Raw genomic sequence first — 13,836 nt, 5'->3', positions numbered from 1 at the left:
TCTAATAACAAATTATGTTTTTTTCATATGTTTCTAATTTTTCTAAATTATTCTTTTTCCCAATGTGCTTCGGTTCCCTGAGGAGCTGCTCCTCCCTGAGCCGGAGTCACTGGTGGTTGTTCCTGATTGATGTGATATACATACGCTGCAATCTTTTCAATTTCTGCACCTGAAACTTCTCCGTTCTTACCGAATGGTCTCATCGCAGGGTTAGTAGGAGAACCATTCCAGTCCATATGGAATACGTTTTTGAATAACGTTTTCTCAGGCTGGTTGATCCAGTAGTTATCAGTAAGGTTTGGTCCGATACCTCCACTACCGTCTTCTTTGTGACAAGATGCACAGTTTGTTTTGAATAATTCTTTACCTTCTGCAATGTTATCAGCTGAGTATTTAGCTGTTTCAATCGTTACAGGAGGCTGGTTTGCTTCAAATTCTTTGATGCTTGCCATTTGTTCTTTATATTCTTTTTCATATTCGCTTAACGGGTGAGCGAAGTCTGTAAAAGAGTATGCTGCAATATATACAATACAAAAAGCGGTCCCAAAATAGAATAAACCTACCCACCATTTTGGTAACTGGTTATCCAGCTCCATGATCCCGTCGAAACCGTGGTCAATAAGGATATCTTTTTCCTCAGTTTCAGACTGCTTTTTGAAAGCTGCATCATACATTCTCTTTAGGAATGGTACTTTCTTTTCAGCTAAGTAAGCTGCTTTCTCTTCCGGAGATAATTTTTTGAATTTGTTGTTCTCAATAAGGTCTCCAATAGCACTATGAATGTAGGCAAGGATACCGGCGATCACAACTGTTCCCCAGAAGTAAGGCGAAGCTAGGAACGCGTAGCTCTGTACAAATAAATAATAAAAAACTATTAAAAGCCCTATTATTATTAAGATGTTTACGACAACAGGTGTTCTTTGTTTCATAAAAAATAGTTTAATTTTTTAAATTAAAATTGTCATCCTCGTCATCCCCAAGTGGTGCCTCTTCTTCTTCTTTGTAATATTTTTTAGGTCTGCTAAAAACATAGATTACTAAAGCGATGAAGAACAGCATAAAGAAAATCAGAGCCAGCGTCTGGTAAAAACCAGCGTTTTCTGTATTGGATAATATATCTTTAAAGTTCTGAGGAATCATATGAACCTTTTAATGTTTAGTTATTACTTGCTGTTTTGATTTCCGTTGTTTTAATATCTGTACCTAATCTCTGAAGATAAGAAATAAGAGCTACAACTTCTTTTTTCTCTAGTTCTCCCTGAGGTCTCTTTGCATAAGCCTGCTTAAGGTCATTTGCTTCAGAGAAGATATCTTTTACAATTTTTGCGGACTGGTTGTTCGCCCATTTGTCTGCAGAATCAATTTGAGCCTTAGTATAAGGTACATCAAATACATTCTTCATCAGCTTCATTTTGTCTACCATCTTACTTCTGTCTAAGTCAGTAGCAATTAACCAAGGGTAACGAGGCATGATGGAACCTGCAGAGGTAGATCTTGGGTTATACATGTGCTTATAGTGCCAAGAGCTTGGGTTTTTACCACCTTCTCTATGTAAATCCGGTCCTGTTCTCTTAGAACCCCATAGGAATGGTCTGTCGTATACGAACTCTCCAGCTTTGGAGTATTGTCCGTTTTTACCGTTAAATCTTGTAATCTCATCTCTGAACGGTCTGATCATCTGAGAGTGACAAGCATTACATCCTTCACGGATATAGATATCTCTACCTTCAAGTTCTAGTGGTGAATAAGGCTTCACTGCAGAAATTGTAGGTACACTTTTCTTAAGAGATAGTGTAGGGATAATTTCAATTGAACTACCTATAGATATTGTAAAGAAAGATAAAATACCTAATAATACCGGAGTTCTTTCCAGCCAAAGGTGAGTACCTTCTCCTTCTTTTCTGTTTTTACTGATGTTTGCCAACGCTGGAGCTTCAGCAGGAACTTCTTTCTGGAATGATCCTTTTCTTACTGTAGCAATTACGTTTACAATCATTAGGATAGATCCTGAGATGTAGAATAAACCTCCTACGAATCTCATTTTGAAGTAAGGAATAATTGCCGTTACCGTATCCAGCCAGTTTTTCCATAATAATGTTCCGTCCGGGTTGAACTGCTTCCACATTAATCCTTGTGTGAATCCTGAAATATACATTGGAACTGCATAGAAAATAATTCCTAAAGTACCTAACCAGAAATGCCAGTTAGCTAATTTTACAGACCAGATTTTTGTTCTCCACATAATTGGTACCAAGTAATAGATAACCCCGAATGCCATGAAACCATTCCATCCAAGAGCTCCTAAGTGTACGTGACCGATAACCCAGTCTGTAAAGTGACCAATTTTGTTGATGTTTTTAGTTGCCAAAAGCGGTCCTTCAAACGTTGCCATACCATAACAAGTAACAGCTACTACGAAGAACTTAAGGATAGGATTTTCTCTTACTTTATCCCAAGCTCCTCTCAGTGTAAGAAGACCATTTAACATACCTCCCCAAGATGGTGCAATAAGCATGATAGAGAACCCTGTTCCTACCGCCTGAGCCCAAGCCGGAAGAGCTGTATACTGAAGGTGGTGAGGACCAGCCCAGATATATACGAAAATTAATGACCAGAAGTGAATAATGGATAATTTATAAGAGAATACCGGTCTGTCTGCAGCCTTCGGAAGGAAGTAATACATTAAACCTAGAACCGGAGTCGTCAATACGAATGCAACCGCATTGTGACCATACCACCACTGTACAATAGCATCTTTTACCCCTGCATATGCTGAATAAGATTTCCAGCCTGTGAAAGATAAAGGTACTTCAAGGTTGTTGAAGATGTGAAGCATTGCTACTGCAATCCAGGTACCAATGTAGAACCAAATCGCTACATACAGGTGTCTCACTCTTCTTTTTGAAATAGTCAGGAACATATTGATACCAAAAATGATCCATGAGAATGCGATTAATATGTCGATCGGCCACTCATGTTCAGCATATTCCTTAGAGGTATTGATCCCCATAAAGAACGTAACGAACGTAGCAACGATCATAAACTGCCAAGTCCAGAAATGTAACCAAGACAAGGTGTCACTGTACATTCTTGTTTTTAATAATCTCTGTAATGAGTAATAAATACCCGTGTAAACAATGTTACAAACGAATGCAAAGATTACGGTGTTGGTGTGCAGCATTCTGATTCTACCAAAACCAAATGCACCATGAGTGTTTATTAAACCTTGAATGTTACCCGATGCCAAACTTTTAATGGTTGTGTCATCCGTCCCGAAAAAGAATTCCGGTAATTCAGGGTAGAAAAGCATTAATGCCGCCGTAAGCCCGAACGTAAATCCAATGAGACCGAAAACTAAGGTCGCATAAAGGAACGCACGGACAATACTATTGTCATAACTAAACTTCTGTGTTTCCATATCAACTATTCACTATTTTTCTCAATTTTTATTATTTTCTCCTATTTCTTTCTCGTCTTTATTTTTGTTGCCTGGTTCATCATTTTCTTTGATTTTTTCATCATCAAAAAGGATTCTGACAGCAGGAGATTCATCATCTTCAAACTGTCCTTTTCGGGCATACACTATAAATACGACCAAGAAAATCGCAGCTAAAGAAACACTGCAGAGGATCATTAAATATAGAATATCCATTGGACAACAAAATTAACCTATTTTCGGGGTTCAAATTTAGTGAAAAATAATGACATTCATCACGAAATGCCGATTTCAGCTAATTTAAAATCAGTCTAAATAAGGGCTTCTACGCCTGTTTTTTGAAATGTTTCCGGCCTAATATCCAGGTTGAAAGTGTAGTAAAGGTAACCACCGTGATGGAACTGATTGGCATGATGATTGCAGCGAAGAGCGGGTGCATATGCCCTGTAACAGCGTAACTTAAACCAACGATATTATACAGAAAACTGATTATAAATGTCATTTTCACAATGGTAATAGAGCCTTTACAAAGGTTCAGATAATTGTCCAGGGTAACCACTTTATCTCCATTCATAATGACATCGGAAGATGGGGTAAAACTGTTTGTGTCATCAGCAATCGCAATTCCAACATTACTTTGTTTTAAAGCTCCTGCGTCATTAAGACCATCTCCAAGCATTGCTACTTTCATGTGCTGATCCTGAAGAGTTTTGATATAGTTCAGTTTATCTTCCGGGCTCTGGTTAAAGGCCATTCCTTTGTAGTTAGGAATAAGCTCTTTAAGCTGGTTCTCTTCTGAGGAATTATCTCCGCTCAGAATAAATATTTTATAATTGGTAAGTTTAGTGAAAAGTTCTTTCAGCTTCGGACGGTATTCATTTTTGAAAATGAATTTTCCTAAATATTCTCCATTTTTGCTGATGTAAACTGCTGTTTCAAGGTTTTTAGGTTCCTGGTTGTTATAACGCGCAGATCCTATTTTATAAAGAGTTCCTCTTACGCTTGCTTCGTATCCTTTTCCGGAGATTTCAACGAAATTTTCTACCGGGAAATAATCATCGTTTATTTCAAAGAATTCATATAATGATTTTGAAAGCGGGTGATTGGAGTTCTTTAATAAGGTCTTAATGTTCAGAGAATCAAATTCGTTGATCTCAGATCCTTCGTATTTGATATTTGATTTTTTTCTGTGGGTGATGGTTCCTGTTTTATCAAAAACAATCGTGTCCAGCTTAGCAATTTTTTCAATCGTTAAAGTGTCTTTTACATAGAATTTATTTCGGCCTAAAATCCTCATAATGTGCCCGAAAGTGAACGGTGCAGATAATGCAAGCGCACAAGGACAAGCAATGATCAGGATTGCTGAAATAACCTGGAACATTTTATTTAAATCAATGAAATACCAATAAGTTCCTGCGACTAAAGCAATACCTAAAATGATGAATGTGAAATATTTACTGACATTATTTGTAAGAGTGTCAAGACCGGTTTCGTGTTTTTTAAATGCTTCTTTATTCCAAAGCTGAGTTAAATAACTTTGATCTACGTTTTTAATCACTTCAAGTTCTAAAGAAGATCCAATCTGTTTTCCCCCGGCAAAAATCTTATCACCAGGCTGTTTGCTGATACTTTCACTTTCTCCTGTAATGAAACTATTGTCGATATTACCTTCTCCATTAATCAGAATAGCATCTACTGGAATGATTTCCTGGTTTCTAACCAGAATTCTGTCTCCTACTTTTACCTCTGAAAGAAGGATGTTATCCTGTTTCCCTTCGAAATCTACTTTCGTTACGGCAATGGGATAGAAAGACTTGTAATCTCTGTCGTATGAAAGAGCATTGTATGTTCTTTTTTGAAAAATTTTCCCAAGAAGCATGAAGAATAAAAGCCCGCAAAGGGTATCGAAGTATCCTGGACCATAATCTGTTACCACTTCATAGATACTTCTTCCGTAGAGTACGAAAATTCCTAATACAATGGGAACGTCAATATTGACAATCTTATTTTTTAAACCGTACCATGCGGATTTATAATAGTCTGAAGCTGAATAAAATACAACAGGTGTTGCCAGAAGGAATATCAAAGTTCTGAATAGCCCCCTGTAATGTTCCATCCAATAATCTTCTCCCCCAATATATTCAGGGAAGGCAAGGAACATTCCGTTACCAAAAGCAAAGGCAGCAATGGCAAATTTTACCAATAAAGATTTGTCAAGATGATCTTCATTTTTATCGGCAGTTTCAAGACTGATAACCGGTTTGTATCCAAGATTAGTTAAAAATTTAGCGAGTTCGCTTAATTTCAAATCGTTATGGTTGAATGAAATCTGTAAGGTCTTTCTTGTGAAATTAACCTGCGAATATTTAATATGCTTATTTAATGTGTGAAGGCTTTCTAGTAGCCAGATACAGGAAGAACAGTGAATTACAGGGATTTTAAACGTTACAAGACTGGTATTTCCCTCAGAGAAATCTGTAACTTTTTCAAAAATTTCCGGCGTGTCCAAGTAATCAAATTGTGAAGAATTTTCATCATTTGGACGAATTCCCGCTCCTTTATTAAGCTCATAGAAGTTGCCTAAATGATTTAAATTTAGAATCTCGTAAACAGACTTACATCCGTTACAGCAGAAAGTCTTTTCATCAAATAAAATTCTCTCTTTTTCTATCCCTTGACCACAATGAAAACAGTTCTCGCTCACCCCATAAAATATTGAACTACAAAATTATAACAAATTTTTTTGTTTATCGCGTTAAAAAGTTCTATTTTTGTGATAAATATCATATAAAATGCCGCAGGAACAACAGATAGCAATTGAAGAGAGGTTCGCCAGAGTTTTTAATGATAAATCATTTAAAGAAAGACTTTCTAGCGCAGATTTTGAGAAGTACATTAATGGCAAAAAGAAACTGAGTTTTCAGAAGCACGATACCATTTTCGAGGATGGCGAAACTCCAAAAGGAGTTTTTGTTCTGGAAAAGGGGGCTGCCAAACTTTCGAAATCAGGAGCGTTCGGGAAAGATCAGATTTTAAGATTTATCAAAGAAGGGGATATCATCGGCTATCGTTCTTTGCTTTGTGGGGAAAATTTCCAGGCCAAAGCAGAAGCAATGACAGATATTGAATGTGTGTTCTTACCTGCAGATATCTTCATGTATCTTTTGGAGGTAGATCCACAACTGTCTTTCGTAATGCTTCAGAAAATCTCATACGAATTAGGAGAATCTTCCAATACCATTACTTTCCTTGCTCAGAAAACAGTAAGAGAAAGGCTGGCAGAAATTCTGCTGCTTTTGGAGCAGAAACTTGGAGTAGATCCTGAAGGCTTTATCAAAATCTCATTAACGAGAGAAGAAATTGCCAATATTATTGGTACCGCTACAGAAAGTGCCATCCGTCTGATCTCGGAATTCAAACAGGATAGTCTGATTGAAGTGGACGGAAGAAATATCAAGATCTTAAATCACGACAAACTCATGAAACTCGGTCACGTAGTTTTATAAATCATACAAAAACGTAAGTCGGCTCAAGGCCGACTTTTTAACTTTTAAAAATAGATAAATTATGTCTGTTCACTCTGAAATTAAAAAAGTTACGACTGAAACCTTGCGAAAAATGAAATTCGACAAGGAAAAAATAACAATGCTTACAGCCTATGATTTTACCACAGCAAAAATGGTAGATGCAGGCGGAGTGGATGCTATTTTGATTGGAGACTCTGCGGCAAATGTAATGGCTGGTTTTGAAACTACATTACCTATTACGCTGGATCAAATGATCTATCATGCTCAAAGTGTGGTAAGAGGAACCGACAGAGCTTTGGTGGTAGCAGATTTACCTTTCGGAACTTATCAGAGTAATCCTGAAAAAGCATTGGAATCTGCGGTAAGAATGATGAAGGAAGGTGGAGCGCATGCTGTAAAAATTGAAGGCGGAAAAGAAATTTCCAAATCTATCAAGAAAATCATCAATGCCGGAATTCCGGTAATGGGGCATTTGGGATTAACACCACAGTCTATCTATAAATTCGGAACATACAAAGTAAGAGCTAAAGAAGAAGCAGAAGCGGAAAAACTGATCGCTGATGCACAGCTTTTAGAAGAATTAGGATGCTTTTCAATTGTTTTGGAAAAAATTCCGGCAGAATTAGCCAAAAAAGTAACTGAAAGCATTTCTATCCCTACCATCGGAATCGGTGCAGGTTCAGATTGTGACGGACAGGTTTTGGTGTATCATGATATGGTAGGAATGAACAAAGGTTTCAGCCCGAAATTCTTAAGAAGATATCTTGATCTTTACACAGAAATTACAGGAGCTGTTGCTCAATATGTAAAAGATGTGAAAAGTGTTGAGTTTCCTAACGAAAATGAAAGCTATTAATCTATGCAGAATCAACAATCTATCCAGGGAATATTATCTATTGCAGCATTGATTTGTCTTGCTGTAGGATGGTTTAATCTGTTCTCTCCGGAAATTAATCATCTACTTTCAAGAAAAGTTTTTTATGTGCTGATAGGTGCAAGTTTCTTTATTCAGGCTCCTCTGCTTACGAATAAGAACTTTGTCTATGCAATGTATGCTGCTGCTGCAATCTGTGTATTCGGAGCATTCATTCCGGAAGATTCAAAACTTTCAAATATTAAAACAGCAGGTCTTTTGGCGGGGATTATTCTGTCATTATCCAATAGAAGAAGATAGGCTGAAGAAGTATGAAGGAGCAGATTATATATGAAGACAATCATCTTCTGGTGGTCAATAAAAAAGTCGGTCAGCTTGTTCAGGGCGATAAGACTGGTGATGAATCACTATTAGAATCCATCAAGAATTTTATAAAAATAAGAGATGCTAAGCCGGGAAATGTTTTTCTCGGCTTGGTTCATCGTATAGACCGGCCTACATCCGGGCTGGTGATCTATGCAAAAACATCCAAAGCACTTTCCCGTCTTACTCAGATGGTGAAAAACCATGAAGTAAAAAAAACGTATTGGGCAGTTGTAGGAAAAGAAATGATTCCACAGTCTCAAAGATTGGTTCATTATTTAAAGAAAAACGAAAAGAATAATAAAGCGATTGTTTTTCCCAAAGCTACAGAAGGAGCAAAAGAAGCGATTTTGACTTATAATGTCATTAAGACTCTGGATAATTATCTTCTTCTTGAAATTGATCTTGAAACCGGAAGGCACCATCAGATCAGAGCACAATTGTCCAAAACAGGAGTCCCTGTCAAAGGTGACCTGAAATATGGGGCTCCACGCTCCAATCCTGATGGAGGAATTAATCTTCATGCCAGAAAACTGGAATTTATTCATCCTGTTACCAAAGAAAATATCGAGATCATAGCTCCTGTTCCGCAGAATGATGCGATCTGGAGAGCTTGTGAAGAATAATAAAGGCATTAAAACACGTAAAGAAAAATATAAAAGTCCATCTCAAATTTGAGGTGGATTTTTTCTTTAATATTATTTCAAATTTTGCCTATTCTAAAAAAATGTCTAACTTCGTCTCAAACTTTAGGGGTGTCTGTTACCAACAGACTGAGACTTTACCCTTTGAACCTGATCTGGATCATACCAGCGTAGGGAAAAGTAGATGACTTTTGCTGTACATTCTATTGTACAATAATAGCCATTCCTAAAGTGCATTTAAATTATTAGGAATGGAACTTATTATCAACCACACCCGAAAAACATTTGATGTACTTCCCGAAAATCTGGAAGCATTATTGGCTATTGAGTTACCCGGAAAGAAAAAAGGTATTGCTGTAGCTCTTAACAATCGCATTATTCCCCTGTCAATCTGGGCGGAAACCATCCTTAACAACAACGATTCAGTTTTAATCATTACTGCCACTCAGGGCGGTTAATCTCATATTTAATACCAATACTTATGGCTCACTCCATTACATGTTCGCCATTTCCGAACTCAAAGAAAATCTATGTTGAAGGAACATTACACCCTATCAATGTAGCAATGCGTGAAATACAGCTTAGCCCCACCAAATTAACCAATGGCGGCTTTGAACATAATGCTCCGGTTACCATTTACGACACTTCAGGTCCTTATACCGATGAAAATGCAGTTATTGACATTCAGAAAGGACTTCCGAGGATCAGAGAACAATGGATTCTGGACAGAAATGATGTAAATATCCTGGACGGAATTACCTCTGAATACGGAAAGGCCCGTTTAGCAGATCCTCGTCTTGATGAATTAAGATTTTCCTATGATCATAAGCCTAAAGTAGCACAGGAAGGAAAAGAAGTTACACAGCTTTACTATGCAAAACAGGGAATCATCACTCCTGAAATGGAATATGTGGCGATCAGGGAAAACCAAAGAATAGAACAGCTTGACTCCGTATCCAAAGAAATGGCTTTTCAACATCCCGGCCATAGTTTTGGGGCAAATACTCCAAAAAGTAAGATCACTCCGGAATTTGTAAGAGACGAAATTGCAGCGGGAAGAGCGATCATTCCTAATAATATCAATCACCCTGAAAGTGAACCAATGATTATTGGAAGAAATTTCCTGGTGAAAATCAATGCCAATATTGGAAACAGTGCCGTTTCATCCAGTATTGAAGAAGAAGTGGAAAAAGCAGTATGGGCCTGCCGATGGGGAGCTGATACCATTATGGATCTTTCAACCGGGAAAAATATTCACGAAACAAGAGAATGGATTATCAGAAATAGTCCGGTTCCAATTGGTACTGTACCTATTTATCAGGCATTAGAGAAAGTAAAAGGAGTTCCTGAAGATCTGACATGGGAAATCTTCAGAGATACCCTGATTGAACAGGCGGAACAGGGAGTTTCTTACTTCACGATCCACGCCGGAGTTCTGTTGAGATATATCCATTTAACAGCGAAAAGAGTAACCGGAATTGTTTCCAGAGGAGGATCTATTATGGCAAAATGGTGTTTATTCCATCATAAAGAAAGTTTCCTGTATACCCATTTTGAGGAGATTTGTGAGATCATGAAGAAGTACGATGTTGCTTTCTCTCTTGGAGATGGTCTTCGTCCGGGATCTATTGCAGATGCCAACGATGCCGCTCAGTTTGCAGAACTGGAAACTTTAGGTGAACTGACAAAAATTGCCTGGAAGCACAATGTACAGGTAATGATTGAAGGTCCCGGACATGTTCCGATGCACATGATCAAAGAAAATATGGAAAAGCAACTGGAAGAATGTCATGAAGCTCCTTTCTATACTTTAGGACCGTTAACAACAGATATTGCCCCAGGTTATGATCACATTACTTCCGGAATCGGGGCTGCCATGATCGGGTGGTTTGGATGTGCGATGCTTTGTTATGTAACTCCGAAAGAACATTTAGGACTTCCAAATAAAGATGATGTAAAAGTGGGGGTAATTACCTATAAATTGGCAGCCCACGCGGCAGATCTGGCAAAAGGTCATCCGGGAGCGCAATATAGAGACAATGCATTAAGCAAGGCAAGATTTGAGTTTAGATGGGAAGATCAGTTCAATCTTTCACTAGATCCAGAGACAGCAAGAGCTTATCATGATGAAACACTTCCGGCAGAAGGAGCGAAAATTGCCCATTTCTGTTCTATGTGCGGACCGAAATTCTGCTCGATGAAAATTACTCAGGAAATCCGTGAGTCTGCTGAACAGGGAATGCTGGATAAATCACAAGAGTTCATCGAAAAAGGGAAAGAAATTTATATATGATCCTCGTCATCACTCCTGAATTGATTGTTCAGAACGAAACAATTCTTATTAATCAGATGTTTCAGGAAGGTCTTGATCTGCTTCACATCCGCAAACCATGGCTCAGCCAGAATGAAATGATTGAATTCATCACTCAGATTGATAAGACTTTCTATCCGCAGTTGGTATTGCATACACATTACGATCTTGGAAAGGAATTTACTATTTCAAGGTTTCATTTCAGAGAGATTGATAGAAAGGAAGAAACTTATAAATATTGGGGGGAAGAAAATACCATTTCAACATCAGTGCACGATATCACAACATACAATACTTTGGATAAAGAATGGGAATATGCTTTCATAAGCCCGTTCTTTCCAAGTATCTCCAAAAAAGGATATGGACTGGATTCTACTATCAAGAACGAAATAAAACAGCGGAACAATCCAGATGTTAAATTAATTGCGCTTGGAGGAATTAACCCCAATAATATCCACGAAGTTTTCGAAACAAATGTAGATGGAGTAGCTTTATTGGGTGCAATCTGGGAAAGTAAAGAACCTTTAAAAGTATTCAGAAAATGCAGGAACGTCCTTATGTCATAAGTGTTGCAGGCTTCGATCCCAGTGGTGGAGCAGGCTTATTATCAGATAGTAAAACCTTTGAGCAATCAAAAGTGGTGGGATTGGGAATATGTACAGCATTAACATTGCAAACTGCTTTGAAATGTCTGAATTTAGAATGGCGTCCTATAGATGAAGTAACTGAGGCGATTCAGGTTTTGATGGGGAATTATCCCGTTTCAGCAGTGAAAATAGGAATTGTAAAGGATGCTAATTTTCTGGATAAAATTGTAGAAACGGTTCAAAAAGGAAGCTCTGACGTAAAAATCGTCTGGGATCCCGTTCTGAAAAGCACTTCCGAGTTTGCTTTTTTTGATCTTGAAACACTTTCTCAATTAAAGAATACGGTTAATAAACTCAGTTTAATAACTCCCAATTATAACGAATACCGTGTTTTAAAGGAAAATAATCTTTTACCGGATACTCACGAATGCTCATTACTCATCAAAGGAGGACATCGGGAAGATCATTTAGGAACAGATATTTTAGTTGAAAATGGAAAAGAAATTCTTTTAACTCCAACTGAAAGTAGTGCAGCCTATTTTCCTAAACATGGCTCCGGCTGTGTTTTATCATCAGCCATTACAGCAGAACTTGCGAAAGGTGAAAACATCGAAACTGCCTGTATAAATGGGAAATTATACATTGAAAAATTTTTAAAAAGCAATCTCTCTTTACTGGGAACGCATTCATAACAAACATGGAAAAATTACAATACATATCACAGGGAAACACCTTTCAGGAACAGGAACTTTATATCCGAAAAGCTTTAGACAATGGAATCAAATGGGTACAGGTTCGATGGAAAAATGCCCCTGAAAATGAATTAATCAACCTCTGTGAAATTTCAAAACAACTTTGTTCAGAATATCAGGCGGTTTGTATCATCAATGACCATGTACAAATAGCCAAAGAAATAGATGCTGACGGGGTCCATTTAGGATTGAACGACAGTGCCATTGAAGAAGCAAGATCGATCTTAGGCAAAAATAAAATTATTGGCGGAACGGCTAATACCCTTTCGGATGTCATTCAGAGAATCAAAGAATCTTGTGATTATATAGGTTTAGGACCATTGAGATTTACCACAACCAAAGAAAAATTAAGCCAGGTTCTTGGGTTTGAGGGATATCAGAATATTATTAACGGATTACGAGAAAAATCAATAGATATTCCCAAAATATTTGCCATCGGAAGCGTTGCCCTTGAAGATATTTTGCCATTACAGGGGATCGGAATTTATGGTGTTTCGGTTTCGGGACTTATTACAAAACAACCTACTATTATTAAAGAACTAAACAAAGTAATGATATGAACCATCAGAAATTAGAAATAGCAGGAAGAACTTTTGAATCCAGACTGTTTTTAGGAACAGGTAAATTCGGGAGTATGAGAGATATGATACAATCTGTTATCGCCTCGGAATCCAACATGGTAACCATGGCGCTCAAAAGAATTGATGCCCAATCCAGCGAAGATGATCTGCTTGATTCATTAAAAGAAACCAACGTTCACCTTCTGCCGAATACTTCCGGAGCAAGAACCGCTAAAGAAGCTGTATTGGCAGCTCAGTTAGCAAGAGAAGCGCTGGAAACCAACTGGGTAAAACTGGAAATTCATCCGGATCCGAAATATTTATTGCCAGACCCTATTGAAACCTTATATGCCACTGAAGAATTGGCAAAATTAGGATTTATTGTAATGCCTTACATTCATGCCGATCCTGTTTTGTGCAAACGTCTTGAAGATGTCGGAACCGCTGTCGTAATGCCTTTAGGAGCACCTATTGGCACAAATAAAGGATTAAGAACACAGGATTTTCTGGAAATCATTATCAGCCAAAGTAATGTTCCCGTGGTGGTAGATGCCGGAATCGGGGCACCATCAGATGCTGCAAAGGCAATGGAAATGGGAGCAGATGCCGTTTTGGTGAATACTGCCATTGCCGTAGCCGGAAATCCACTGAATATGGCCTTAGCTTTTAAAGAAGGCGTGATTGCCGGAAGAAGAGCCTTCGAATCAGGATTAGGTGCTATTGGCAACCATGCTGAAGCTTCAAGCCCGCTTACTTCGTTTTTATTTGAATAAATCAGAATC

General features: G+C 37.9%; 15 protein-coding genes and 1 riboswitch. Of the genes, 10 read left to right on the top strand and 5 right to left on the bottom strand.

What is annotated here, in order from left to right; genetic code table 11:
* Positions 1 to 47: 47 nt before the first annotated feature.
* The 5 genes from CLU97_RS20045 to CLU97_RS20025 all read right to left on the bottom strand — a co-directional run bounded on the left by CLU97_RS20045 (position 48) and on the right by CLU97_RS20025 (position 6,140).
* Complete coding sequence (locus CLU97_RS20045; RefSeq protein ID WP_121489490.1) at positions 48 to 929, bottom strand: cbb3-type cytochrome c oxidase N-terminal domain-containing protein; 882 nt, start codon at positions 927 to 929, stop codon at positions 48 to 50.
* A 10-nt stretch (positions 930 to 939) separates the two neighbouring features.
* Positions 940 to 1,140: a cbb3-type cytochrome oxidase subunit 3 gene (locus CLU97_RS20040; protein ID WP_121489489.1), complete on the bottom strand. Its 201-nt coding sequence runs from the start codon at positions 1,138 to 1,140 to the stop codon at positions 940 to 942.
* A gap of 16 nt (positions 1,141 to 1,156) precedes the next feature.
* The gene (ccoN, locus tag CLU97_RS20035) at positions 1,157 to 3,418 is read right to left on the bottom strand and encodes a cytochrome-c oxidase, cbb3-type subunit I (RefSeq protein ID WP_121489488.1); all 2,262 of its coding nucleotides are present in this window, start codon (positions 3,416 to 3,418) and stop codon (positions 1,157 to 1,159) included.
* 21 nt (positions 3,419 to 3,439) lie between these two features.
* On the bottom strand, positions 3,440 to 3,652 hold the full coding sequence (gene ccoS / locus CLU97_RS20030; protein WP_121489487.1) for a cbb3-type cytochrome oxidase assembly protein CcoS: 213 nt from the start codon (positions 3,650 to 3,652) through the stop codon (positions 3,440 to 3,442).
* A gap of 109 nt (positions 3,653 to 3,761) precedes the next feature.
* A complete protein-coding gene (locus CLU97_RS20025; RefSeq protein WP_121489486.1) occupies positions 3,762 to 6,140 on the bottom strand; it encodes a heavy metal translocating P-type ATPase in 2,379 nt (792 codons plus the stop codon).
* Positions 6,141 to 6,228: 88 nt separating this feature from the next.
* Between CLU97_RS20025 and CLU97_RS20020 the strand changes: the two genes are divergently transcribed.
* From CLU97_RS20020 to CLU97_RS19975, 10 genes are all read left to right on the top strand, one after another.
* Entirely contained in the window at positions 6,229 to 6,942 is a 714-nt protein-coding gene (locus CLU97_RS20020) for a Crp/Fnr family transcriptional regulator (RefSeq protein WP_034692595.1), read from the top strand.
* Positions 6,943 to 7,003: 61 nt separating this feature from the next.
* Positions 7,004 to 7,819: a 3-methyl-2-oxobutanoate hydroxymethyltransferase gene (panB, locus tag CLU97_RS20015; protein ID WP_047377336.1), complete on the top strand. Its 816-nt coding sequence runs from the start codon at positions 7,004 to 7,006 to the stop codon at positions 7,817 to 7,819.
* 3 nt (positions 7,820 to 7,822) lie between these two features.
* Positions 7,823 to 8,137 (top strand): hypothetical protein, encoded by a 315-nt coding sequence (locus tag CLU97_RS20010; RefSeq protein ID WP_105703475.1) that lies wholly within the window; start codon positions 7,823 to 7,825, stop codon positions 8,135 to 8,137.
* A gap of 11 nt (positions 8,138 to 8,148) precedes the next feature.
* Entirely contained in the window at positions 8,149 to 8,826 is a 678-nt protein-coding gene (locus CLU97_RS20005) for an RluA family pseudouridine synthase (protein WP_121489485.1), read from the top strand.
* Between the two features lie 115 nt (positions 8,827 to 8,941).
* A riboswitch (TPP riboswitch) is annotated at positions 8,942 to 9,038 on the top strand.
* A gap of 57 nt (positions 9,039 to 9,095) precedes the next feature.
* Entirely contained in the window at positions 9,096 to 9,302 is a 207-nt protein-coding gene (gene thiS / locus CLU97_RS20000; protein ID WP_034692584.1) for a sulfur carrier protein ThiS, read from the top strand.
* A gap of 23 nt (positions 9,303 to 9,325) precedes the next feature.
* Positions 9,326 to 11,137: a phosphomethylpyrimidine synthase ThiC gene (gene thiC, locus CLU97_RS19995; RefSeq protein WP_121489484.1), complete on the top strand. Its 1,812-nt coding sequence runs from the start codon at positions 9,326 to 9,328 to the stop codon at positions 11,135 to 11,137.
* A complete protein-coding gene (locus CLU97_RS19990; protein WP_121489483.1) occupies positions 11,134 to 11,721 on the top strand; it encodes a thiamine phosphate synthase in 588 nt (195 codons plus the stop codon). Before thiC ends, CLU97_RS19990 begins: the two co-directional genes overlap by 4 nt.
* Complete coding sequence (locus CLU97_RS19985) at positions 11,697 to 12,434, top strand: hydroxymethylpyrimidine/phosphomethylpyrimidine kinase (RefSeq protein ID WP_121489482.1); 738 nt, start codon at positions 11,697 to 11,699, stop codon at positions 12,432 to 12,434. The genes CLU97_RS19990 and CLU97_RS19985 overlap by 25 nt, the downstream gene beginning before the upstream one ends.
* Positions 12,435 to 12,439: 5 nt before the next feature.
* Positions 12,440 to 13,054 carry a thiamine phosphate synthase gene (locus CLU97_RS19980; RefSeq protein WP_121489481.1) on the top strand — a complete coding sequence of 205 codons (615 nt, stop codon included), beginning with the start codon at positions 12,440 to 12,442 and terminating at the stop codon, positions 13,052 to 13,054.
* Positions 13,051 to 13,827: a thiazole synthase gene (locus CLU97_RS19975; protein ID WP_121489480.1), complete on the top strand. Its 777-nt coding sequence runs from the start codon at positions 13,051 to 13,053 to the stop codon at positions 13,825 to 13,827. The genes CLU97_RS19980 and CLU97_RS19975 overlap by 4 nt, the downstream gene beginning before the upstream one ends.
* Positions 13,828 to 13,836 lie beyond the last annotated feature (9 nt).

Source organism: Chryseobacterium sp. 7 (assembly GCF_003663845.1).
Lineage (GTDB): Bacteria > Bacteroidota > Bacteroidia > Flavobacteriales > Weeksellaceae > Chryseobacterium.
Note: the sequence above shows the minus strand (reverse complement) of the source record. Positions and strands in the feature narration are given on the sequence as shown.